Source organism: Pseudomonas sp. yb_5 (genome assembly GCF_043103865.1).
Taxonomy (GTDB): Bacteria; Pseudomonadota; Gammaproteobacteria; order Pseudomonadales; family Pseudomonadaceae; genus Aquipseudomonas; species Aquipseudomonas putida_Y.
Map to the genome: position 1 here is coordinate 14221 of NZ_JBICKE010000132.1, position 21970 is coordinate 36190.

Consider the following 21970-nt stretch of genomic DNA (forward strand, 5'->3'; position numbering starts at 1 on the left):
TGGGGCAATGCGCAGGAAAGATGTAACCGGGGTTATCGAGATTGGCACCTCCTGTTGCGACCCTTTCGCGGGCGCGCCAGCTCCCACAGGGCTTTCACAAGGCCTGGACCTATGCACCACCAGTGGGAGCGGGCATGCCTGCGAAAGAGCCGGCACTGCCAACATCACCATCCAATTCAGCCTCGATTAAGCCATTCATTGCTATCATCCCTGCCCCTCCAGCCACGAACTGCCCGCATGCCAGCCCTGCCCGACAGCTTTTTCGACCGCGACGCCCAGACCCTGGCCAAGGCCCTGCTGGGCAAGGTCATCCGCCACCGCCACGGCGACCTGTGGCTGGCCGCGCGCATCATCGAGACCGAGGCCTACTACCTTGCCGACAAAGGTAGCCACGCCTCGCTCGGCTACACCGAAAAACGCAAGGCGCTGTTCCTGGATGGTGGGCACATCTACATGTACTACGCCCGCGGCGGCGACTCGCTGAACTTCAGCGCCCAAGGGCCGGGCAACGCCGTGCTGATCAAGTCTGCCTATCCTTGGCAGGACACCCTCTCGGGGCCCGACAGCCTGGCGCAGATGCAACTGAACAACCCCGATGCGAGCGGCAACCTACGCCCGGAAGAACGCCTGTGCGCCGGCCAGACCCTGCTATGCCGGGCCCTGGGCCTGAAAGTGCCGCACTGGGACGCCCAGCGTTTTGACGCCGAACGCCTGTACGTCGAGGACTGCGGCAACGCCGTGCCCCGAGTGGTCCAGGCCGCTCGCCTGGGCATCCCGCACGGGCGCGACGAGCACCTGCCGTACCGCTTCGTCGACGCCGAGTACGCCCGTTTCTGCACGCGGAACCCGTTACGCCGCGGCCAAGTCGAAGGCCGTGATTTCTTCATTCTCGAACAAGGAAGCTGAACATGGGCCAATGGCTCGACAGCCTGACCGGCTGGCTCAGCGCCAACCCGCAGTGGCTTGGCCTGGCGATTTTCCTGGTGGCCTGCATCGAATGCCTGGCCATCGCCGGCATTATCGTGCCGGGCACCATACTGCTGTTCGCCGTTGCGGTACTGGCCGGCAACGGCGCGTTCAGCCTGGGCGAAACGCTGCTCCTCGGCTTTCTCGGCGGCCTGCTGGGCGACGCCCTGTCTTACGCAGTGGGCAAGTACTTTCACCAGAACATCCGCCGCCTGCCGCTGCTCCGCCACCATCCAGAATGGATCGGCAGCGCCGAAAGCTACTTCCAGCGTTATGGCATCGCCAGCCTGCTGGTAGGCCGTTTCATCGGCCCGCTGCGGCCGATGCTGCCAATGGTCGCCGGCATGTTCGACATGCCCCTGCCGCGTTTCATCGCTGTCAGCCTGTTGGCGGGTGCCGGCTGGTCGGTAGCCTACCTGCTACCCGGCTGGGCCACCGGCGCCGCCATGCGCCTGCCCCTGCCGGAAGGCTTCTGGCTGGACGCCGGGATCATTGCCGGCGCCCTCGCAGTGCTGATCGGCCTGAGCCTGAATACCAGCCTGCGTGACCAGCGCCACGGCACGCGGCTGGTTGCCGCTCTCAGCTTTATCGCCCTGGCCGGTGTATTCCTTGGCTGGCCCTACTTCCATGAGTTCGACCAAGGCGTGATGACACTGGTCCAGGAGCATCGCAGCCAGGCCATCGACAGCACCGTGGTACTGGTGACACGACTAGGCGATTTCCGCACCCAGTTCTTCCTCGGCGGCCTGCTGACCGGCCTGCTGCTGCTTGCCCGCCACTGGCGACATGCATTTTTCGCCGCTGGTGCGCTGATGGGTACGGCGATCGCCAACGGCACCCTGAAATGGCTATTTGCCCGGGCACGGCCGGAAGTATTGACCGACCCACTGACCAGCTACAGCATGCCCAGCGGGCACAGCTCGGCATCGTTCGCGTTCTTTCTGGTAATGGCCGTGCTGGCAGGGCGTGGGCAGCCACCACGGATGCGTCTGACCTGGGTGATGCTGGGGTGCATTCCGGCGCTGGCGATTGCCCTGTCGCGGGTGTACCTGGGGGCGCACTGGCCAACCGACATCCTGGCCGGGGCCCTTCTGGCCTGTTGCGTGTGTGCACTCAGCCTGACATTGGTGCAACGCCAGCAGGCCCTGCCGGCCCTGCCGCTTCGGGTGTGGTGGCTGGTGTTGCCGGCATGCGTGGCGCTGCTGGCGTTCTTTGCCATGCATGCGCTGCCTCAGGCGTTGGCCAGGTATCAATATTGATGTCGCCTGTGCCGGCCTATTCGCGGGGATCGCGCTTGTCGTAGGCGCGGGTTTACCCGCGAAGGGGCCGGCACAGGCAATACAGAACCCTCAGGCGAACAGCTCACCCTGAATCCGTTCCAGCAGTTTCTGGATTTCCCCCAGCCGCTGCTGCGGCGAATCGAGAGTCAGCAGGTCCAGCTTGTCCTCTTCCATGAACGGCAACAGGTACGCCAGCTGATTGGCCAGCGCCTGACGCCCGTCCACCGGGCGCGGCATGCCCAGCGCTTCGACCATGGGATGCTCACCCAGGGCCACCAGCAGCGCCAGCAGGTCGTCATCGGCCTCGAGCAACGGGCTGTCTGCCTGCTCCGGCAGCCATTGCACCTGCCCCACCAGCAACTGGTCCTTCTGCACCTCGGAGCTTTCCAGATTGAAGCGCCGCACGCCCTCGACGCGAATACCCAGCAAGCCGTTATCCTGCTGCACGAAGTCGCGGATCACCGCTTCACAGCCGATCGAGGCGACCACCGGCGGCGCCTTGCCGACTTGTTCGCCGTCAAGGATGCATACCACACCAAACCCTTCGCCCTGCTTCATGCAGCGCCCGATCATGTCCAGGTAGCGCGCCTCGAAAATCTGCAAATCGAGAAAGCAGCCAGGAAACAGCACGGTATTGAGCGGAAACAGCGGTAGCGTCATCACAATTCCTCAAGCCACCAGGCTGACCGCCAGCGGCAGGAACACCGCTGTAGCCACTCCCATCAGGCTCATCGCCAGCGCGGCAAACGCGCCGCATTCGTCACTTTCCTGCAGGGCCACCGAAGTGCCCACTGCGTGTGCGGTCACGCCCAGCGACATGCCGCGCGCCTCAGGGCTGTGCACGCCGAAGCGGCTCAGCAACGCCGGGCCGAAGATCGCCCCGATCACCCCGGTAATCAATACGAACACTGCCGCCAGGGCCGCCACGCCGCCAATCTGCTCGGCCACCAGCATGGCGATCGGCGAGGTGACGGACTTCGGCGCCATGGTCATCAGGATCATGTGCTCGGCACCGAACCACCAGCCCAGCACCAGGCAGAAGAGCGTGGCGAACAGGCCTCCGACTACTAGCGTAGTAAATGTAGGCCAGAACAGCTGGCGGATACGCCGCAGGTTGAGATAGAGCGGCACGGCCAGGGCCACAGTGGCGGGCCCCAGCAGAATGTTCATGATTTCGGTGCTTTTGCGGTACTCGCTGTAATCGATACCGCTCAGCAGCAACACGCCGATCACCAGCAGCATCGACACCAGTACCGGTTGCAGGAAGATCCAGCGGGTTCTCTCGTAGGCTGCCAGCACTACCTGATAGGCTCCCAGCGTAATGCCGATACCGAACAATGGGTGATGTATGACCGCATCGAGCGCGCCCTGCCAGTCGAACATCATGGCTGTTCCTCACGCTTGCCCTGGCGCTGGATGAGCTTCTGCATCAGCACACCGACGAACACGAGGGTCACCAGGCAGGAGATCAGCAAGGCCCCGACAATCGCCCAGAAGTCGGCGGCAATGTCCTTGGCATACACCATCACCCCAACTGCCGGCGGCACCAGCAGCAGCGGGAGATAGCGCAGCAAGCTGCTGGCGGCCTCGTTCAGCGGCTTGCCGACCTCACCGCGGGCCATGAGGAAGAGCAGCAACAACAACAGGCCTATGATCGGCCCGGGCAAAAACGGCACGAACAGGTGATTGATCGCCGTCCCCAGCAGCTGGAACAGTACCAGCCAGGTCAAACCACGCAACAGCATAAGCATCTCCCTCCGGCATGGCCGCCATTATAAGCACGCACAGCTTCAGACCGATATTCGCCGAAAAGCGGGCAACTTGACTGAAACGGTTCGCCGTGCTGATCTTGTACTTTCGTACCAACTGACAACCCGGAGAGTCCGCGATGCCCCATGTACCGGTTACAGAGCTTTCGCAGTACGCTGGCAAGGAGCTGGGCCACTCTGAGTGGGTGAAGATCGACCAGCAGCGCATCAACCTGTTCGCCGAGGCGACCGGCGACTTCCAGTTCATCCATGTCGACCCTGAGAAGGCAGCAAAAACCCCGTTTGGCAGCACGATCGCCCATGGTTTCCTGACCTTGTCGCTGATCCCCAAGCTGATCGAGGACATCCTCGTCCTGCCGCAAGGGCTGAAGATGGTGGTGAACTACGGGCTGGACAGCGTGCGCTTCATTCAGCCGGTCAAGGTCGACAGCCGCGTTCGGCTGAAGGTAACGCTGGCCGAGGTGGTGGAGAAAAAACCGGGGCAGTGGCTACTCAAGGCGATTGCCACGCTGGAGATCGAAGGTGAAGAGAAGCCTGCTTATATAGCCGAGTCGCTGTCGCTCTGTTTTGTCTGATACATGCCCCGGGGGCTGCTATGCAGCCCCCGATCCACAAATCCCCCGCACTCGCGTAAACTGCCAGCCTTCGCGCAGCCTAGGGCTGCCCCTGTCGATTTATCAAAGGTGCCCGCCATGCCCTGGCTGCAAGTACGCCTGGCCATCAGCCCGGAACAAGCCGAAACCTATGAAGACGCGCTACTTGAAGTAGGCGCCGTCTCGGTCACGTTCATGGATGCCGAAGATCAACCGATCTTCGAGCCAGACCTCAACACCACCCCGCTGTGGTCGCACACCCACCTGCTGGCGCTGTTCGAAGCCGATGCCGACCCTGAACAGGTGTTCGCCCATTTACGCCTGCTGACCGGCGCCGAGCTGCCCGAACACCAGGCCGAGCTGATCGAGGACCAGGACTGGGAACGCAGCTGGATGGACAACTTCCAGCCGATGCGCTTCGGTCGCCGCCTGTGGATCGTGCCCAGCTGGCACGATGCTCCGGAAAAGGACGCCGTGAACCTGCTGCTCGACCCGGGCCTGGCCTTTGGCACCGGCACCCACCCCACCACGGCCCTGTGCCTGGAATGGCTCGACGGCCAGCAGCTTGAAGGCACCCAGGTGCTGGACTTTGGCTGCGGTTCGGGCATCCTGGCTATCGCTGCATTGCTGCTGGGCGCCCGCGAAGCGGTAGGTACCGACATCGACGTGCAGGCCATCGAGGCTTCGCGCGACAACGCCCAACGCAACGGTATTGCCGACGAGAAACTGGCGCTGTACTTGCCCGAGCACATGCCGGCGATGCAGGCCGACGTGCTGGTTGCCAACATCCTCGCCGGCCCACTGGTGTCGCTGGCGCCACAATTGTCCGGCCTGGTTCGCCCAGGTGGCCTGCTGGCGCTGTCGGGCATCCTCGCCGAGCAAGGTGACGAAGTGGCCGCCGCTTACGCCGCCGATTTTGAACTGGACCCGATCGTCGTGCGCGACGGCTGGGTGCGCATCAGTGGTCGGCGTCGCTAAGCGGGCCTAGAATACATTTCTGCACAGCTCCCGGATCGCCGCATGACCGACAGTTTCGTCACCCAGTGCCCGCATTGCCAGACCAGCTTTCGCGTCACCCACCACCAGTTGAGCGTGGCCCGCGGTGTGGTGCGCTGCGGGCATTGCCTGCAGGTATTCAATGCCGCCAAGCAGTTGCTGGAGCAGAACCGCGCCGCGCCCACCAGCGCCCCCGTGGTACCGGCGTCGGCACCTGCAGCGCCTGCCGAACCGGCGCCAGAGCCTGCCATCAGTGTACGCGGCAGCTCCCCTGACCAGGACTGGGCGCTTACCGCCCAAGCGCTGGACGAGCTTGACCTCGACAAGGAACTGGAGCGCCTGGAGCGTCGCGGCCAACCGGCCCCGACCCGCCCGGCCAGCCAAGGTGACCAGTTGCAGGCACGGCGCGACGAACTTCACCCGGACGATCACGCAGAAGACCTTTTCGGCACGGCTACCGATGAGCCCTACGCGCCGCAGGAACCGGCAGAGCCTGGCCCAGTACGGCTGGAGCCAGAGCCTTTGGAACTGGACCTGGAGCCTGCACCCGGCGAGCGCACCGAGCCGACCCTGGGCAGCAACCTTGACCTGGACATCGATGGCGAGCCGCCCGCGCACCGTGCAGCCGAACGCGATGACCAGCCCGCGCTCAGCGAACCGCTGCGCATCAGCGATGACGAAACCCCGGAAAAGGGCCTGAGTGCCCGTGACGACGAACCCTTGGCGCTGCGCCTCTCGGCGCATGATGACGAGCCAGTCGAGCCGTTCCCCGGAGAGCGCCTGGAACCAGGCCTTGCCGGCAAACCTGAGCGCCCCTCGCGCAAGGAGCCGCTGGTCGATGTGGTCGACGACCCGCTGCAGCTGGGCTGGGAAAAACCCGCACCCCACTGGGGCAAGCGCCTGCTGTGGGGCTTTCTGACCCTGCTGGCTGCCGGCCTGCTGGCGTTCCAGTACGTGTGGTTCCACTTCGACGAGATGGCCCGCCAGGATCAGTATCGGCCGATTTTCCAGCAGATCTGCCCGATGGTCGGTTGCCAGGTACCTACCCGCGTCGATATTGCACGGATAAAGAGCAGCAATCTGGTGGTGCGTAGCCACCCTGACTTCACGGGCGCCCTGATTGTCGACGCGATCATCTACAACCGCGCGCCGTTCGCCCAGCCGTTCCCTTTGCTGGAACTGCGCTTCGCCGACCTCAATGGCCAACTGATCGCCAGCCGTCGCTTCAAGCCCAGCGAGTACCTGTCGGGCGAACTGGCAGGGCGTGGCGAAATGCCCAGCCAGACGCCGATCCACATTGCCTTGGACATCCTCGACCCGGGGCCGAAGGCCGTGAATTACAGCCTGAGCTTCCGTTCGCCGGAATAAGCGACAAGCGGCCAGCAGCAAGCCACAAGACAAGAGGCCCAAAACGTGGCCGCTTTTGGCGTGTCGCTTGCTGCTTGAAGCGCAAAGGCATAAGCCGGCAACTGTTCAGATTTTATCCAAATCCATCTTTATCCAGTCATCGAGAGCGGGTATCATGCCAACCCTTTTTCGAACTCCAAGATTCGGCCCCACAACAGGGATCACCTATGTCGGCGGTACGCATCGGCCAATACACACTACGTAACAACCTGATCCTCGCGCCCATGGCCGGGGTGACGGATCAGCCTTTCCGTACACTTTGCCAGCGCCTGGGCGCCGGTATGGTGGTGTCGGAAATGGTAAGCAGCGACATGAGCCTGTGGAACAGCCGCAAGTCGAGCCTGCGCCGCATCCATGAAGGTGATCCCGAGCCACGCTCGGTGCAGATCGCCGGCGGTGATGCGCAGATGATGGCAGCGGCGGCAAAGGCCAACGTCGACGCGGGTGCCCAGATCATCGATATCAACATGGGCTGCCCGGCAAAAAAAGTCTGCAACAAAGCCGCAGGCTCTGCTTTATTGAGAGATGAAGCCTTGGTCAGCGAGATCCTCCACGCCGTTGTCAGCGCCGTGGATGTACCGGTGACCCTGAAAATCCGCACCGGCTGGGACCGGGCGAACAAGAACGGCCTGAACGTGGCGAAGATCGCCGAACAGGCCGGCATCCAGGCGCTGGCGGTGCATGGCCGCACACGTGCCGACCTGTATACCGGCGAAGCCGAATACGACACCATCGCTGCCATCAAGCAGGCGGTGTCAATCCCGGTTTTTGCCAACGGCGATATCACCTCGCCAGAAAAGGCCCGGGCGGTGCTGGAAACCACCGGGGTCGATGGCCTGTTGATCGGCCGGGCTGCCCAGGGGCGGCCATGGATCTTTCGCGAGATCGAGCATTACCTGCGCACTGGCGAACACCTGCCAGCGCCGCAACTGGAAGAAGTGGAACGCATCCTGCTGGAGCATCTGGCCGCGCTGCATGCCTTCTATGGCGATGTGATGGGCGTACGTATCGCCCGCAAGCACGTTGGCTGGTACCTGGCAACACGACCCGGCGGCAAGGAGTTTCGCGCCCGGTTCAACGCTTTGGAAGACACACAAGCGCAGTGCGCCAACGTTCGCGCGTTTTTCAGCGAACGTCGACAGAGCCTTGAGACAGAGGACGGACAAGGGGTGGCCGCATGACGATGATGACCGAGACATTTGTGAGTGGAACAACGCCCGTGAGCGACAACGCCAACCTGAAACAGCACCTCAACACGCCGAGCGAAGAGGGCCAGACCCTTCGCGACAGCGTCGAGAAGGCGCTGCACAACTACTTCGCCCACCTGGAAGGCGCGACCGTGACGGACGTGTACAACCTGGTGCTCTCCGAAGTCGAGGCGCCCCTGCTCGAAAGCGTGATGAACTACGTGAAGGGCAACCAGACCAAGGCCAGCGAGATGCTCGGGCTGAACCGAGGCACCCTGCGCAAGAAGCTCAAGCAGTACGACTTGTTGTAAGCCAGAATCCCATCCAGAAAAGGCGACTCCCTGAACAGAGGCGCCTTTTTTGCTGACTCCACCGCGTTATTGGAATCCGAAATGACCGACCAGACTACCCGCCTGCCAGTCCGCCGCGCCCTGATCAGCGTCTCCGACAAGACCGGTATCCTCGAATTCGCCCGTGAGCTGCAGCAGCTCGGTGTCGAGATCCTGTCCACCGGCGGCACCTACAAGCTGCTCAAGGACAACGGCGTAAACGCGGTGGAAGTGGCTGACTACACCGGCTTCGCCGAAATGATGGATGGCCGGGTCAAGACCCTGCACCCGAAGATCCACGGCGGTATCCTTGGCCGTCGCGGTACCGACGACGCCATCATGAACGAGCACGGCATCAAGCCGATCGACCTGGTTGCGGTCAACCTGTACCCGTTCGAAGCCACCATTTCCAAGCCTGGCTGCGACCTGCCGACCGCTATCGAGAACATCGACATCGGCGGCCCGACCATGGTCCGTTCGGCAGCCAAGAACCACAAGGACGTGGCCATCGTGGTCAACGCCAGCGACTACGCCGGCATCGTCGAAGGCCTCAAGGCCGGTGGCCTGACCTATGCCCAGCGCTTCGACCTGATGCTCAAGGCGTTCGAGCACACTGCCGCCTACGACGGCATGATCGCCAACTACATGGGCACCATCGACCAGGCCAAGGACACCCTGAGCACCGAGGCGCGCAGCGAATTCCCGCGCACCTTCAACAGCCAGTTCGTCAAGGCACAGGAAATGCGCTATGGCGAGAACCCGCACCAGAGCGCGGCGTTCTATGTAGAAGCCAAGAAAGGCGAAGCCAGCATTTCCACCGCTGTCCAGCTGCAAGGCAAGGAACTGTCATTCAACAACGTGGCCGACACTGACGCCGCGCTGGAATGCGTGAAGAGCTTCGTCAAGCCGGCCTGCGTCATCGTCAAGCACGCCAACCCGTGCGGCGTGGCGGTCGTTCCGGAAGACGAGGGCGGCATTCGCAAGGCCTACGACCTGGCCTACGCTACCGACACCGAATCGGCGTTCGGCGGCATCATCGCATTCAACCGTGAACTGGACGGCGAAACCGCCAAGGCCATTGTCGACCGCCAGTTCGTCGAAGTGATCATCGCCCCGAAAATCTCCCAGGCCGCCCGCGACGTGGTGGCTGCCAAACAGAACGTGCGCCTGCTGGAGTGCGGCGAGTGGCCAGCCGAGCGCGCTGCCGGTTGGGACTTCAAGCGCGTCAACGGTGGCCTGCTGGTGCAAAGCCGCGATATCGGCATGATCACCGCCGATGACCTGAAGATCGTCACCAAGCGTGCCCCGACCGAGCAAGAGATCCACGACCTGGTATTCGCCTGGAAAGTGGCCAAGTTCGTCAAGTCCAACGCCATTGTCTACGCCAAGCAGCGCCAGACCATCGGCGTCGGCGCCGGCCAGATGAGCCGCGTCAACTCCGCCCGCATCGCTGCAATCAAGGCCGAGCACGCTGGCCTGCAGGTGCAGGGCGCGGTCATGGCGTCGGATGCATTCTTCCCGTTCCGTGACGGCATCGACAATGCAGCTAAAGTGGGTATCAGCGCCGTGATCCAGCCGGGTGGTTCGATGCGTGATGCTGAAGTCATCGCTGCTGCCGACGAGGCCGGCATCGCGATGGTGTTCACTGGCATGCGCCACTTCCGCCACTAATTACGCGGATCCCGAGGCGAGTCGAGATCCTGTGGGAGCGGGCTTGCCCGCGAATACGATGGTGGATTCACCGCCGCATTCGCGGGCAAGCCCGCTCCCACAGTGTTCGGCGCAAGCCACGGGATCACTTGAATCGAGGTTTTGACATGAAAGTTTTGATCATCGGCAGCGGCGGCCGTGAGCACGCCCTGGCCTGGAAAGTCGCCCAGGACCCACGCGTCGAGAAAGTCTTCGTTGCACCGGGCAACGCCGGTACCGCCATTGAAGCCAAGTGCGAGAACGTCGCCATCGACGTGTGCGCCCTGGAACAATTGGCCGACTTCGCCGAGAAAAACGTCGACCTGACCATCGTCGGCCCGGAAGCACCGCTGGTTATCGGCGTGGTCGACCTGTTCCGCAGCCGCGGCCTCGACTGCTTCGGCCCAACCAAGGGCGCGGCCCAGCTGGAAGGCTCCAAGGCCTTCACCAAGGACTTCCTGGCGCGTCACAAGATCCCGACCGCCGACTACCAGAATTTCACCGAGATCGAGCCAGCGCTGGCCTACCTGCAGGAAAAAGGCGCGCCAATCGTGATCAAGGCGGACGGCCTGGCGGCAGGCAAAGGCGTGATCGTCGCGATGACGCTGGAAGAAGCCGAAGCAGCCGTGCGTGACATGCTGGCTGGCAACGCCTTCGGTGAAGCCGGTTCGCGCGTCGTGATCGAAGAGTTTCTCGACGGCGAGGAAGCCAGCTTCATCGTCATGGTCGACGGCCATAATGTGCTGCCCATGGCCACCAGCCAGGACCACAAGCGCGTCGGCGACCAGGACACCGGCCCGAACACGGGCGGCATGGGCGCCTACTCCCCTGCCCCGGTCGTCACCGCCGACGTGCACCAGCGCGTGATGGACCAGGTGATCTGGCCAACCGTGCGCGGCATGGCCGAAGAAGGTAACGTCTACACCGGCTTCCTCTACGCAGGCCTGATGATCGACAAGGCGGGCAACCCCAAGGTCATCGAGTTCAACTGCCGCTTCGGCGACCCGGAAACCCAGCCGGTCATGCTGCGCCTGGAGTCGAGCCTGGTACTGCTGGTGGAAGCTGCATTCGCCAAGGCCCTGGACAAGGTCGAAGCACAGTGGGACCCGCGCCCGAGCCTGGGCGTGGTCCTGGCAGCGGGCGGTTACCCGGGCGACTACGCCAAGGGCGACGTGATCAACGGCCTGGATGTTGCCGCCAAGATCGAAGGCAAGGTATTCCATGCCGGTACTGCGCTCAAGGATGGCAAGGTAACCACCAACGGCGGGCGTGTGCTGTGTGCCACCGCCATGGGCAGCACCGTTGCCGACGCGCAGCAGCAGGCTTATCGCCTGGCCAAGGAAGTCAGCTGGAACGGCAGCTTCTACCGTTCCGACATTGGCTATCGGGCCATCGCCCGCGAGCGCGGTGAGCACCAGCAGTAAGTACTACCGGTTTGCCGTAGCTGATTCAGCTTGCGGCATCCGGCTCGTCGACAGGGCCCTGCATGGGCCTTGCCTTCGACTTGGCGCGCCGCGCATAGTGAGTACCCGGCACATCGGCCAAGAAGGGATTTCGTAGTGCGTCGGCTTCGGATTGCCTCAGCTCTGATCGTCAGCTTGCTGACCCTGCTCTGCATGTTTCCGGCTGCGGCCGAACATGACGGTGGCTGGACCGTTCTGCTCGACGAACAGGCCAACCTGCAACTGAGCGATGTGCGCTCCGAGCGCTATCGCAACCAGTTCAGCCCACTGCCTCTCGCCGACCTTGATGCTGCCCCGGCTGGGCAGGCCTTGTGGTTGCACTATCGTCTGGCACCAGGTGACCAGGAGCAACTGCTGCGGGTATTTGCCCCGGACCTTTCTGGCCTGGACCTCTACGCCCTCGAAGGCGAGCAACTTCTGCGTCAGCTGCACCACGGGCGCCAGGCCGGCAATGCCAGCCCGACCCTGCGCGGTAGCGACCATGTATTGCCCCTGCCCAACAGCAGGCAACCGCTGGACATCTACCTGCGCCTGGTCTCAGAGCACCAGCTGCGGCCGGCCATCAGCCTTGAGCCTGCGGCAGAGGCCGCCTCGGACCAACGCCAGCCGCTGCTGTTCGGCATGCTGTTCGGCGGCCTGATCATGCTGATCATGCACAACCTGATCCGCTTCCTCTACACCCACTCCAGCACCTCCCTGATCCTGGCGCTGTACCACGCCCTGATGCTGCTCAGCGGCCTGATCCTGCTGAACCTCAGCGGCCCCTGGTGGCATGTGTGGCACAGTGCACAAACACCTGCCGCCTACCTGACACTGGTCCTGGCCGGCCTGTCAGGGCTGTATTTCACTCAACATTTCTTTTCGCCATGCAATTCGCCACGGCTTAACCGCTTGCTGCAGGGTGAGATGCTGATCGTCGGGCTCAGTGGCCTGGTGCTGCTGTTCGTCGATACCCTGCCTCTGAACCTGATGACCTACGCCCTGATGGCGCTGGGCAGCGTGAGCATGCTGCTGGTCAGCAGCTACCACTGGTACAAGGGCTATGCACCCGGACGCCTGTTCAGCCTGGCCATGGTGGTGTTCAACCTCGGAGGCCTGGTACTGCTGCCCGCCCTGCTGGGGCTGACACGCACCTCGACACCCTGGCTGCTGTGTATCCTGCTGGGCCTGACCGTGGTCAGTGGCCTGCTGCTCAACCTGGCAGTCAGTGAACGGCTGCGGCGTATAAGCGAGGAGCGTTTCAGCGCCAGCCGTGCGCTGGCCGCCAGCGATGCGGAAATCAACGCCAAAGCCGAGTTCCTGGCCAAGATCAGCCACGAAATCCGCACCCCAATGAACGGCGTGCTAGGCATGACTGAATTGCTGCTGGGCACACCGCTGTCGGTGAAGCAGCGTGATTATGTGCAGACCATCCACAGCGCCGGCAACGAGCTGCTGACACTGATCAACGAAATTCTGGACATTTCCAAGCTGGAATCCCGGCAGATCGAGCTGGATGATGTGCAGTTCGACCTTAACGCGCTGATCGAGGATTGCCTGAACATCTTCCGCGCCAAGGCCGAGCAACAGAACATCGAGTTGATCAGCTTCACCCAGCCACAAGTACCGCGGGTCATCAGCGGAGACCCGACGCGCCTGCGCCAGGCCTTGTCGAGCCTGCTGGAAAACGCCCTGAAAAACACCGACCAAGGCGAAATCCTGCTGGTGGTGGCGCTGGATCAACGCGGCGAGGTGCCACGCCTGCGTATCGCCGTGCAGGACAGCGGCGAGCCGTTGCCCGCTGCCGACCGTGAAGCCTTGCTGCAGGCCGAGTTGCACAGCCACCACTTCCTTTCCAGCAACAAGCTGGGCGGCCATCTGGGGTTGGTCATCGCCAAACAGTTGATCGGTCTGATGCAGGGCGAGTTCGGCATCAAGAGCAGCACCGGCATGGGCAATACCCTGTGGCTGACCTTACCGCTGGACCCTTCGCGCCTGGAACAGCCACCGGCGGACCTCGACAGCCCGCTGCGCGATGCCCGCGTGCTGGTGGTGGACGACAACGACACGTGCCGCAAGGTGCTTGTACAGCAGTGCAGCGCCTGGGGCATGAATGTCAGCGCGGTACCGTCGGGCAAGGAGGCCCTGGCCCTTTTGCGCACCAAGGCGCACCTGCGCGACTACTTTGACGCGGTGCTGCTGGACCAGAACATGCCCGGCATGACCGGCATGCAACTGGCCGCCAAGATCAAGGAAGACCCGAGCCTGAACCACGACATCCTGGTGGTGATGCTCACCGGCATCAGCAATGCGCCGAGCAAAGTCATCGCGCGCAACGCCGGGGTCAAGCGAATACTGGCCAAGCCGGTGGCCGGGTATACGTTGAAGACCACCCTGGCCGAGGAACTGGCCCAGCGCGGCCGCGAACAAGCGATGCCTGCCAGCCTGCCTGGCGTCCCGCAGGCGCTGGACCTGCCAGGCGACTTCCGCGTGCTGGTCGCCGAAGACAACAGCATCTCGACCAAGGTAATCCGCAGTATGCTCGGCAAGCTCAACCTCAAGCCCGATACCGCCTGCAATGGCGAAGAGGCCTTGCAGGCAATGAAAACGCAGCATTATGACTTGGTGTTGATGGACTGCGAGATGCCGATATTGGACGGTTTTTCGGCCACCCAGCAGTTACGGGCCTGGGAGGCTGAAAACCAGCGCCAGCGCACGCCGGTGGTGGCACTGACTGCGCACATACTGGCCGAACACAAGGAACGCGCGCGGCTGGCGGGCATGGACGGACACATGGCCAAGCCGGTGGAGTTGTCGCAGTTACGCGAGCTGATTCAATACTGGGCCAATCACCGGGAAGTCAAGGTGGACCCGGCACATACGTCCTGACCGATACCCAATGCTCTTGCAGGAGCGGCTTCGCGAAACAAGGCCGCCCCGGCATAACCCCCAAGGAACAGTGCTCATGCTCCATGAGTTGTTCAGCGTCTACCTGAAAATGCTCGTGCTCTACAGCCCGTTCTTCGTGCTGTCGTGTTTCATCAGCCTGACCCGTGGCCACTCCAGCAAGGAGCGCAAGCAACTGGCCTGGAAGGTCGCGTTCGCAGCCTTGGTCGCCAGCGTGATGCTGTACCTGTTCGGGCGGGCGATCTTCGGTATTTTCGGCATCACCGCCGATGCCTTCCGCATCGGTGCCGGCAGCGTGCTGTTCATTTCGGCCCTGGGCATGGCCCAGGGCAAGCCGGCGGTACAGGCCGACAACGTACAGCAGGATGTGACCATCGTACCGCTGACCATTCCGCTGACGGTTGGCCCAGGCACCATCGGTGCCCTGTTGGTAATGGGGGTGAGCCAGCCGCACTGGGATGAAAAACTGCTGGCCATCGTCAGCATTGCCCTGGCCAGCTTTACCGTAGGCCTGGTGCTGTATCTATCGCACGGTATCGAGCGCCTGCTCGGTGACCAGGGTTTGCAAATTGTCAGCCGCCTGATGGGGCTCTTCGTCTGCGCCCTGGCAGCACAGATCATCTTTACCGGGATTCGCGGCTACCTGCTGCCCTAGGGTACAGAGCCAAAGCTGTCCAGACCGGTAGGCCGGAGGCCTACAACTGCAGCTCAAGGATAGCCTTGCCATTTTGCTTGTCGACGCTGGCCTGGGCCCGCTTGCGGTAGTCTTCGCGAAACCCCTGCAAGTTGAAGTGGATCACTTCGACACGCATGTCCAGGATTTTGACTTCACTGTTCAACTGCATGAACAAGAAGCCCTTGGAAGTCTTTTTCATCGACATTTCCATGTGAACCAACACCATGTCGATGAAGCCGCTCGACTGCTGGGAGCAAGGCAGCAACTGAAAGCGTCCGACCGCTTTGGAGACTGCCCTGGATTCAAACGCGGTCAATGCCTGGCTGTCATTGCGCAGTGCCTGAAGCGACGACTGGGCAGATTGATGATGACCGGCGGAGCCTTTCTGACGAACCTGGGCAAGCGCCTGCTCGGCAAGGCTGGCCCTGTCCGGCCCCGGTCGAGTCGCCGTGGGCGCGAGCTTGCCATCAAAGCCCAGAAACGCAAGGTTACGCCAGTAGTTCCTGAACCAGTCCGGCTCCAGGCCTTCATTAAAGTCCCCCCAGGCTACTTGCTGGGCAAACGCATTGGCCAACAGGATGTCGTCACGGGCTTCGCGGCTAACACCTGGCAAGAATGACAGCAGGCTGCTGTGGACGAGTTTGCCACTGGCGGCATCTTGATTGAACTCACTCATTGTCGACTCCTGATGCTGTCGCAAGTTTGACCTGGCTGCGATACTGCAATTGCTTGACCTTGATGGAATCATGCAAGCCTGCACTTATCGAACTGATCACTTTTCCATGGGTGAAATAATTGGCGTCGAACTGCTGAGCGGGATGGGCACTTGCAAGTTCCAGCGGCTGCCACAGCCAATCCATCGCCACATGCTCTGCTGTGCTAAAGCCCAATTCGGTACTGATAACGCCTGAATCAGCCAGTATCAGGCGCAACTCCATACGTACATGGCTCACGCCTTTATCGTCCGGGGGCCGAACACACTCCACCCATAACAACTGTTCAATAGCGCCGTCTGGCTGGGCGGCGTAAGCGTCGAGGCATTTGGCTACCGGCCCCTGAAGGGCGCTTGGCAGAGCTGCCAAGAGATTGATCCGCAGCATCTTCCACGGTTCACAGGCCACTGCGGATACAGCAGGCGCGGCGCCGGAATGCAAGGTCGCGACAGTGCAGCCGAAGTTACCCTGAATTCGCAGATATTCCTTGTGCCACACAGCGTCCTGAATGGCGTGACCCTTGTTAGCAGTCAGGTAGGCTGCCAGCTGAACATCCAACAACGCTTCTGCTCGTGAAGCACTGACGGAGTTGTCGATTAATACCAGGCTATTGCCGTTCAACCACAAAGTGTAATTGGCGTGCATCAGTATGCCCTCCAGGCCCGTCGACGCCGTGTCGACAGGCCAACTTCATAGTCAGAGTTCCAGTGCCAGCAGAACCTGCAGGGCATTGTCGTCAAGTTTGGTTTCTACAATGGCGCGAATTTTGTCGTATCGGCGGCTATCGAAATTCAACACTGCACCACAGGCAAAATTGGAGGTGCCGCTGCTTTCCCACTTGGCCAGAAGATAGTTGGCAGCCTTGTCAGGCTTGGCGTCGGTCTGGATTGCACTGACAAGCATCGCCACCTGCCCTTCGCCGGTTTGCTCGCACTTGACCAGGCTCAGCTCGGTTCGGTCATCTTCCACCGACTTGCGGTCGAGCAACTCGACGTTTTTGGTGCTGGCGGCCAAGGCTGAAACAACTGTTTTGCCGAGATTGTCCAGGGCGGTTGCCACATCGCCAGTGAAAACGCCATATGCCGCCTGCAAGCCCTTGCCCAGCAGGTTGCTGATCTCAAGGTGCATATTGCGTTCAGTGAGCTGCTGTACGTCGACATTGGTTGACGCCCAGCCCATCTTGGACATCAGGTAGATGTAGTGCTTGAACCAGAGCTGCGTCTCACGGACAGGATCATGCTGCCTGTTGGCACCTTGCGTTGCCAGGGCATGACAAGCTTTTGCAGCATCGCGGTTTTGCTCACCCATTTGGTCGGGGAACACGAACAGATTCTTGTCCGGCAGAACCTGAAGCTGCAGCTTCTCTTTATCGGTCGTCATGGGAAAGGTCTCCAGGAAGGGTACGGTTGAAGCCAAATGGCTCCAGCCGCAAACCTACCTGTGCCCTTTGCATCAATCTGCCACGAAGCAGTTCCTCATCTGCCCGGGCTTCCGCCGCTTACGGCTTTACGCCATACCAGCGCGGGGTATACACCCAGAGCCCGCCAGCTGCGCGGTCGAACGTGCAGGTAGTGGAAGATCCAACCAGTACCATGGTGCGCATGTCGACCATTTCTGGCAGCAGCTCGGCCAAGGTGACGACCTTCAGCGTCTGCCCCGGCCTACCGATGTCACGGCCAAGGACTACAGGCGTGTTCCCGTCACGGTGTCGGCGCACAACCTCCAGGGCCACACCGAGCTGGTGCGGCCTGGCCTTGGAGATCGGGTTGTAGAAGGCCAGCACCAGGTCGGCCTGGGCAGCCAGGTCCAGGCGTTTTTCAATGATCGACCAGGGCTTGAGGTTGTCCGACAGCGACATGACGCAGAAGTCATGCCCCAGCGGTGCCCCCGCCTGGGCGGCGGTTGCCAGCGAGGCTGAAACCCCCGGCAGGATCTGCAGGTCGACGCGATGCCAGGCGGGGTCACTGGATTCGTGCAGCGCTTCGAGCACCGCAGCAGCCATGGCGAAAACGCCCGGGTCACCCGACGACACCACCACCACCGAACGGCCTTGGGCTGCCAGTTCGAAAGCATGTCGGGCGCGCTGCATCTCTTCGCGGTTGTCGGTGCAGTGCAGCACCTGGTCGCTGCGGAACGGGCCAGCCATGCGCACGTAAGTTTCGTAACCGAGCACATCTTCGGCCTGCGCAAGTTCGGCCTTGACTGCCGGCACCATCAGTTCCGCCGCACCTGGGCCAAGGCCGATGACCGCCAGGCGACCGCGACGGCGGCCGACCTGCGCTACGTCGACCGGGGCAGGCGCCACCGCGACCACGACTTCTTCAATCGCTATCAACTCGGCATCGGGCACCGCCGCAGCGACCATGCTGGCCACATTGCCTGCGCTGGTGGCGAAGCGCAAGGGGACACCCAGAGCCTGCGCAGCTTCGTGCAACGCGCTGTCGGCCATGGTTCGCTCGTCTGCCAGCACGCAGGCTACCGAGGGCTCGGCGATGCCGGCCTGCTGCAGTGCTGCGCGAATACTGTGCAGATTGCCACCTGCAACGCCCACCACCACCAGGCGCGGGTAGATCAGCAGCTCGTCGCGGTTGGCCGGGCGCGCCTGATGCCCCACATGGATGGTGCGCTGCGCCGCTTCGCTGGCGGGCAACTGCGCCAGCTGCAGCCACGGGGCGTTACCTTCGATGCGCACAGACTCACCCGCCAGCAAATCGGATACAAAGCGCTTGCCTTGCTCGATGTCGGCCAATGCATAGCCCTGCGGCGGGTTCAGCAGGCAAGTACCGAAGCGCAGCTCGCCACTGGTGGTGATGGCCGCGGAAACGCCCAGTGCGTCAGCGATTTCACGCGCCATCACGTTCACCCCACCGAGGCCTCCGAGCAACGGCACTACCGCGCTACCATCCTCGGCCACGGCCAGTACTGGCGGCTCGCTGCCCTTCTCGCTGAGCAGACTGGCCAGGCTGCGGATGACAATGCCCGCGGCACACAACGCGATGATCGGCGTGTCTTGCTGGTACAACCCACGCAGGGTATCGCCAAACGACGCGTACGACTGGTCCGCACCCTCGACACGCCCTTCGAGGCCATGGATCGTGGCCTGTGGATAACATGTCTGGATACGCTGCGCCGTCGCAAGGCTGCCCGGGCCAAGAATGACGATGGCCGGTGCCTTGTGCATGTTCAGCCCTGCCATTTTTCCCCCGGCACGATGATCAGCGAGAAGTAGGGCGACGACTGCGGGTCGACCTGGTCCAGCGGCACGATCTTCTGGTTGGCCATGGTCGCCCGCTCCACATACAGCGCACGCCGATCCAGGCCCAGTTCGGCCAGCACTTCGCGCACCTTGGGGAAGTTGCGTCCAAGTTTCATGATCACCGCTGCATCGGCGTCGGCCAGACGGCGCTTGAGCTCTTCGGCGGGCAACACGCCAGACAACACCGACAGGCTCTGGTTGCGGTACACCAGCGGCGCCCCCAGCACCGAAGCACCACCGAGCATCGAGCAGACACCGGGAACCACTTCGGCCTCGTAGCGCTGCGCCAGGCGGTCATGCAGGTACATGTAGGAGCCATAGAAGAACGGGTCGCCTTCGCAAATCACCGCCACGTCGCGGCCGGCATCCAGGTGCTCGGCCACCTGTACGCTGGCTTCGTCGTAGAAGTCGCTGATCACTTGCTCATAGGACAGCGGCGCCGGCAGCACTTCGGTGGTGACCGGGTAGACCAGCGGCAGCAAGGTCTGCTCGGGCTGCAGGTGCGCCTCGATAATGCCAAAGGCATTGCCACGCTTGCCCTTGGCCACGAAGTAGCCGACCACCGGCGCCTCACGCAACAGGCGCAGGGCCTTGAGGGTAATCAGTTCAGGATCGCCAGGGCCCACACCCAGGCCAAGCAGCCGTCCACGCGGGGCCATCATTCCACCTCCGTAGCCAGGGCGTTGACCGCCGCAGCGGCCATCGCGCTGCCGCCCAGGCGGCCTTGCATGATCACGAACGGCACGCCACGGCTGTCGGCGGCGAGCATGGCCTTGGACTCGGCAGCGCCGACGAAACCGACCGGGAAACCGAGGATGAGCGCCGGTTTGGGCGCGCCGGCATCAAGCATTTCCAACAGGTAGAACAGCGCGGTAGGGGCATTGCCGATGACCACCACACTGCCTTCCAGGTGCGGGCGCCACAGTTCCAGGGCTACGGCGGAGCGGGTGTTGCCGGCATCTTTGGCCAGGCCCGGCACGCTCGGGTCACGCAGGGTGCAGATGACTTTGTTGTCGGCTGGCAGGCGGGCCCGGGTGATGCCTTCGGCCACCATGTGCGCATCGCACAGGATCGGCGCGCCGTTGAGCAGCGCCTCGCGCCCGGCCCGGCCGGCACCTTCGGAGAACTGCAGGCCATCGATGGCATCGACCATGCCACAGGCGTGGATCACGCGCACGGCGAGCTTTTCAAGGTCTGCGGGGATCCGCTCGAGTCGGGCTTCCTCACGGATGATCCGGAAGGAATTGCGATAGATCTCCTGACCATCGCGGATGTAGTCAATCATCAAGGTGCTCCGTCGGCAGGTCGAGCATGGCGCCTGCTTCATTCAAGGTAAGGTCGGTGGCGCGCAGGGCACCGAAACCCGGCTGGCGCGCATCACGCAGGTACAGGTCGTAACGGCCCGGCGAACGGGCCAGCAAAGTGGCCGGGGCAACATGGGCCACAGCACAGGAACGGGGGCAGCCGGACAGGTGCACGCTGGCCGGCACGCCAGGGCCCAGCAGCGCGGCCAGGACAACGGCGTCGGCCTTGGTCTCGGCAAGGGCCTTGGCGCAGCCGCTGGCACCGGTGCAGGCGCTGATACGCGCCAGGGGTTCATGGTCGTGGCACAGCAACCCCAGCGCAGACAGTTCGGCCAAGGCCTGATCGAGGTGTTGTTCTTGCAGGTTGGTCAGCACCAGGCTTTGCCAAGGGCTAAGGCGCATACTGGCATCGCCCAGTTCACGGGCAATACGTGCGGCGCCACGCAGCATCGCGGGGGTCAGGCGGCCTTGCGGCGGGGCAACGCCAAGGGCAATACCCTGCGCCTGGGGCAGCCTGCCCAACCACGAGGCGCGGTGCTGTTTACGCCGCCATGTGAGCACGGCGGCATCGCGGCGGATGTCCAGACCGAGCCCAGCGACAAAATCGGCTGTCGGGTACACCTCAAGCAGCTGGCGCATGCGCGTCTGCGTCGGGGATGCCAGATCGAGGAAGCGATCCAGCACGGCGCGCACCAGCATCAGGCCCTGCGCCAGCGGCACCGCACCGAGCGCCTGGCCCTCTGCCGGGCAACCTGCCAGGCCAAACACCAGCCAGGTCTGCTGGTCCAGGTGCAGGGGCGACAGCCACAGGTCATGAGGGTGCTCGAGCATCGCCAGGCGCTCGCCTGCATCCAGCTGCACAGCGAACTTGGCCGACAGCTGGTGAAAGCGCGGAGTACCTTCCAGCAGGTGGAGGATCTGCCCGGCCAGCGGCCTGGCGTCCAGCAGCATGAGCGGATCATGCCCGGCCAGCGGGCTGAGCATCACGTTGCGCACATCGTCACCCGCGGCGTCGCGTGGTCCCAGGCCGGCTGCGAGCAGTGCCTCGACCAAAGCGCGATGCTCGCTGCCAATGCCGCGAATCTGCAGGTTGCCACGGTTGGTGGCCTCGATCACGCCGCCAGCAAAGCGCTCGGCCGCCGCCGCCACGGCTTCGGCCTGCTCGGCCAGCAGCAGGCCACCCGGCAGCTTGATACGGCAGATGCCGCCATCACGGGCACTGACGATGCGCCAAAACCCCGGGCAGGCCGAGGGGCGAGGGATGACAGTGGGGGCTTCGGCCTGGGTCAATGGGGTGTCCGGCAATCTGTGAAAGTGCGCTTGAGTGTAGAAGGCGCGGTATTATGCCTGCTTTGTCCGGCGGCATGAAAAGCCGGTGGTCGAGCACCCTCGGCGATCAAGTAGAAATTCAGGACCGCGTCGCCTTCTTCGCGGGCTCGCCCGCTCCCACAGGATC

At 62.9% G+C, this 21970-nt stretch carries 21 protein-coding genes; 11 read left to right on the forward strand and 10 right to left on the reverse strand.

Features of this window, described 5'->3' with window-relative positions; translation table 11 throughout:
• Nucleotides 1–237 precede the first annotated feature (237 nt).
• Entirely contained in the window at nucleotides 238–906 is a 669-nt protein-coding gene (locus ACF8GF_RS23990) for a DNA-3-methyladenine glycosylase (protein WP_176683203.1), read from the forward strand.
• A 2-nt stretch (nucleotides 907–908) separates the two neighbouring features.
• Nucleotides 909–2225, forward strand: a complete 1317-nt coding sequence (locus ACF8GF_RS23995; RefSeq protein ID WP_392461714.1) for a bifunctional DedA family/phosphatase PAP2 family protein — start codon at nucleotides 909–911, stop codon at nucleotides 2223–2225.
• A 90-nt stretch (nucleotides 2226–2315) separates the two neighbouring features.
• Here the strand turns inward: ACF8GF_RS23995 and ACF8GF_RS24000 are convergent, their stop codons facing one another.
• From ACF8GF_RS24000 to ACF8GF_RS24010, 3 genes are read right to left on the reverse strand one after another with little or no spacing between them, the layout of a single operon-like run.
• A complete protein-coding gene (locus ACF8GF_RS24000; protein ID WP_176683201.1) occupies nucleotides 2316–2906 on the reverse strand; it encodes an LON peptidase substrate-binding domain-containing protein in 591 nt (196 codons plus the stop codon).
• Nucleotides 2907–2915: 9 nt separating this feature from the next.
• Nucleotides 2916–3632, reverse strand: a complete 717-nt coding sequence (locus tag ACF8GF_RS24005; RefSeq protein WP_176683200.1) for an LrgB family protein — start codon at nucleotides 3630–3632, stop codon at nucleotides 2916–2918.
• Nucleotides 3629–3991, reverse strand: coding sequence for a CidA/LrgA family protein (locus ACF8GF_RS24010; protein ID WP_012053815.1), 363 nt, complete (start codon nucleotides 3989–3991; stop codon nucleotides 3629–3631). Before ACF8GF_RS24010 ends, ACF8GF_RS24005 begins: the two co-directional genes overlap by 4 nt.
• Nucleotides 3992–4134: 143 nt before the next feature.
• Between ACF8GF_RS24010 and ACF8GF_RS24015 the strand changes: the two genes are divergently transcribed.
• The 9 genes from ACF8GF_RS24015 to ACF8GF_RS24055 all read left to right on the forward strand — a co-directional run bounded on the left by ACF8GF_RS24015 (nucleotide 4135) and on the right by ACF8GF_RS24055 (nucleotide 15220).
• Nucleotides 4135–4590 (forward strand): MaoC family dehydratase, encoded by a 456-nt coding sequence (locus tag ACF8GF_RS24015; protein ID WP_176683199.1) that lies wholly within the window; start codon nucleotides 4135–4137, stop codon nucleotides 4588–4590.
• Between the two features lie 117 nt (nucleotides 4591–4707).
• On the forward strand, nucleotides 4708–5586 hold the full coding sequence (gene prmA / locus ACF8GF_RS24020) for a 50S ribosomal protein L11 methyltransferase (RefSeq protein ID WP_392488623.1): 879 nt from the start codon (nucleotides 4708–4710) through the stop codon (nucleotides 5584–5586).
• Nucleotides 5587–5628: 42 nt separating this feature from the next.
• Nucleotides 5629–6972, forward strand: coding sequence for a DUF3426 domain-containing protein (locus ACF8GF_RS24025; protein ID WP_392488624.1), 1344 nt, complete (start codon nucleotides 5629–5631; stop codon nucleotides 6970–6972).
• Nucleotides 6973–7178: 206 nt separating this feature from the next.
• Entirely contained in the window at nucleotides 7179–8192 is a 1014-nt protein-coding gene (dusB, locus tag ACF8GF_RS24030; protein WP_176683196.1) for a tRNA dihydrouridine synthase DusB, read from the forward strand.
• Nucleotides 8189–8509 (forward strand): DNA-binding transcriptional regulator Fis, encoded by a 321-nt coding sequence (fis, locus tag ACF8GF_RS24035; RefSeq protein WP_012274390.1) that lies wholly within the window; start codon nucleotides 8189–8191, stop codon nucleotides 8507–8509. The genes dusB and fis overlap by 4 nt, the downstream gene beginning before the upstream one ends.
• Before the next feature lie 81 nt (nucleotides 8510–8590).
• Nucleotides 8591–10198, forward strand: a complete 1608-nt coding sequence (purH, locus tag ACF8GF_RS24040) for a bifunctional phosphoribosylaminoimidazolecarboxamide formyltransferase/IMP cyclohydrolase (RefSeq protein ID WP_003249687.1) — start codon at nucleotides 8591–8593, stop codon at nucleotides 10196–10198.
• A gap of 146 nt (nucleotides 10199–10344) precedes the next feature.
• Nucleotides 10345–11640 (forward strand): phosphoribosylamine--glycine ligase, encoded by a 1296-nt coding sequence (gene purD / locus ACF8GF_RS24045; protein ID WP_392488625.1) that lies wholly within the window; start codon nucleotides 10345–10347, stop codon nucleotides 11638–11640.
• Nucleotides 11641–11775: 135 nt separating this feature from the next.
• On the forward strand, nucleotides 11776–14547 hold the full coding sequence (locus tag ACF8GF_RS24050; protein ID WP_392488626.1) for a response regulator: 2772 nt from the start codon (nucleotides 11776–11778) through the stop codon (nucleotides 14545–14547).
• A 76-nt stretch (nucleotides 14548–14623) separates the two neighbouring features.
• Complete coding sequence (locus tag ACF8GF_RS24055) at nucleotides 14624–15220, forward strand: MarC family protein (RefSeq protein ID WP_014592545.1); 597 nt, start codon at nucleotides 14624–14626, stop codon at nucleotides 15218–15220.
• A 40-nt stretch (nucleotides 15221–15260) separates the two neighbouring features.
• Here ACF8GF_RS24055 and ACF8GF_RS24060 read toward each other — a convergent pair whose 3' ends face one another.
• The 7 genes from ACF8GF_RS24060 to cobG form a co-directional block, all read right to left on the reverse strand.
• On the reverse strand, nucleotides 15261–15917 hold the full coding sequence (locus ACF8GF_RS24060; protein ID WP_176683194.1) for a hypothetical protein: 657 nt from the start codon (nucleotides 15915–15917) through the stop codon (nucleotides 15261–15263).
• Complete coding sequence (locus ACF8GF_RS24065) at nucleotides 15910–16599, reverse strand: hypothetical protein (RefSeq protein ID WP_392488627.1); 690 nt, start codon at nucleotides 16597–16599, stop codon at nucleotides 15910–15912. Before ACF8GF_RS24065 ends, ACF8GF_RS24060 begins: the two co-directional genes overlap by 8 nt.
• Nucleotides 16600–16650: 51 nt before the next feature.
• The gene (locus ACF8GF_RS24070) at nucleotides 16651–17334 is read right to left on the reverse strand and encodes a hypothetical protein (protein ID WP_176683192.1); all 684 of its coding nucleotides are present in this window, start codon (nucleotides 17332–17334) and stop codon (nucleotides 16651–16653) included.
• A 118-nt stretch (nucleotides 17335–17452) separates the two neighbouring features.
• Nucleotides 17453–19150 carry a precorrin-3B C(17)-methyltransferase gene (cobJ, locus tag ACF8GF_RS24075; protein ID WP_392488628.1) on the reverse strand — a complete coding sequence of 566 codons (1698 nt, stop codon included), beginning with the start codon at nucleotides 19148–19150 and terminating at the stop codon, nucleotides 17453–17455.
• The gene (locus ACF8GF_RS24080; RefSeq protein ID WP_209969711.1) at nucleotides 19138–19869 is read right to left on the reverse strand and encodes a precorrin-2 C(20)-methyltransferase; all 732 of its coding nucleotides are present in this window, start codon (nucleotides 19867–19869) and stop codon (nucleotides 19138–19140) included. Before ACF8GF_RS24080 ends, cobJ begins: the two co-directional genes overlap by 13 nt.
• The gene (locus tag ACF8GF_RS24085; protein ID WP_003257545.1) at nucleotides 19869–20495 is read right to left on the reverse strand and encodes a precorrin-8X methylmutase; all 627 of its coding nucleotides are present in this window, start codon (nucleotides 20493–20495) and stop codon (nucleotides 19869–19871) included. The genes ACF8GF_RS24080 and ACF8GF_RS24085 overlap by 1 nt, the downstream gene beginning before the upstream one ends.
• Nucleotides 20488–21819 (reverse strand): precorrin-3B synthase, encoded by a 1332-nt coding sequence (gene cobG, locus ACF8GF_RS24090; RefSeq protein ID WP_392461724.1) that lies wholly within the window; start codon nucleotides 21817–21819, stop codon nucleotides 20488–20490. Before cobG ends, ACF8GF_RS24085 begins: the two co-directional genes overlap by 8 nt.
• Nucleotides 21820–21970: the final 151 nt, after the last annotated feature.

Excerpts from the sequence above, each read along its gene's own strand:
- fis (WP_012274390.1), top strand. The coding sequence starts at position 8,189 with ATGACGATGATGACCGAGACATTTGTGAGTGGAACAACGCCCGTGAGC.
- ACF8GF_RS24015 (WP_176683199.1), top strand. The coding sequence starts at position 4,135 with ATGCCCCATGTACCGGTTACAGAGCTTTCGCAGTACGCTGGCAAGGAG.
- ACF8GF_RS24025 (WP_392488624.1), top strand. The coding sequence starts at position 5,629 with ATGACCGACAGTTTCGTCACCCAGTGCCCGCATTGCCAGACCAGCTTT.
- ACF8GF_RS24060 (WP_176683194.1), bottom strand. The coding sequence starts at position 15,917 with ATGAGTGAGTTCAATCAAGATGCCGCCAGTGGCAAACTCGTCCACAGC.
- purH (WP_003249687.1), top strand. The coding sequence starts at position 8,591 with ATGACCGACCAGACTACCCGCCTGCCAGTCCGCCGCGCCCTGATCAGC.
- ACF8GF_RS24005 (WP_176683200.1), bottom strand. The coding sequence starts at position 3,632 with ATGATGTTCGACTGGCAGGGCGCGCTCGATGCGGTCATACATCACCCA.
- dusB (WP_176683196.1), top strand. The coding sequence starts at position 7,179 with ATGTCGGCGGTACGCATCGGCCAATACACACTACGTAACAACCTGATC.
- ACF8GF_RS24065 (WP_392488627.1), bottom strand. The coding sequence starts at position 16,599 with ATGCACGCCAATTACACTTTGTGGTTGAACGGCAATAGCCTGGTATTA.
- ACF8GF_RS24010 (WP_012053815.1), bottom strand. The coding sequence starts at position 3,991 with ATGCTGTTGCGTGGTTTGACCTGGCTGGTACTGTTCCAGCTGCTGGGG.
- prmA (WP_392488623.1), top strand. The coding sequence starts at position 4,708 with ATGCCCTGGCTGCAAGTACGCCTGGCCATCAGCCCGGAACAAGCCGAA.
- cobJ (WP_392488628.1), bottom strand. The coding sequence starts at position 19,150 with ATGGCAGGGCTGAACATGCACAAGGCACCGGCCATCGTCATTCTTGGC.
- ACF8GF_RS24055 (WP_014592545.1), top strand. The coding sequence starts at position 14,624 with ATGCTCCATGAGTTGTTCAGCGTCTACCTGAAAATGCTCGTGCTCTAC.
- purD (WP_392488625.1), top strand. The coding sequence starts at position 10,345 with ATGAAAGTTTTGATCATCGGCAGCGGCGGCCGTGAGCACGCCCTGGCC.
- ACF8GF_RS24070 (WP_176683192.1), bottom strand. The coding sequence starts at position 17,334 with ATGACGACCGATAAAGAGAAGCTGCAGCTTCAGGTTCTGCCGGACAAG.
- ACF8GF_RS24000 (WP_176683201.1), bottom strand. The coding sequence starts at position 2,906 with ATGACGCTACCGCTGTTTCCGCTCAATACCGTGCTGTTTCCTGGCTGC.
- ACF8GF_RS24080 (WP_209969711.1), bottom strand. The coding sequence starts at position 19,869 with ATGGCCCCGCGTGGACGGCTGCTTGGCCTGGGTGTGGGCCCTGGCGAT.
- ACF8GF_RS23995 (WP_392461714.1), top strand. The coding sequence starts at position 909 with ATGGGCCAATGGCTCGACAGCCTGACCGGCTGGCTCAGCGCCAACCCG.
- ACF8GF_RS24085 (WP_003257545.1), bottom strand. The coding sequence starts at position 20,495 with ATGATTGACTACATCCGCGATGGTCAGGAGATCTATCGCAATTCCTTC.
- ACF8GF_RS23990 (WP_176683203.1), top strand. The coding sequence starts at position 238 with ATGCCAGCCCTGCCCGACAGCTTTTTCGACCGCGACGCCCAGACCCTG.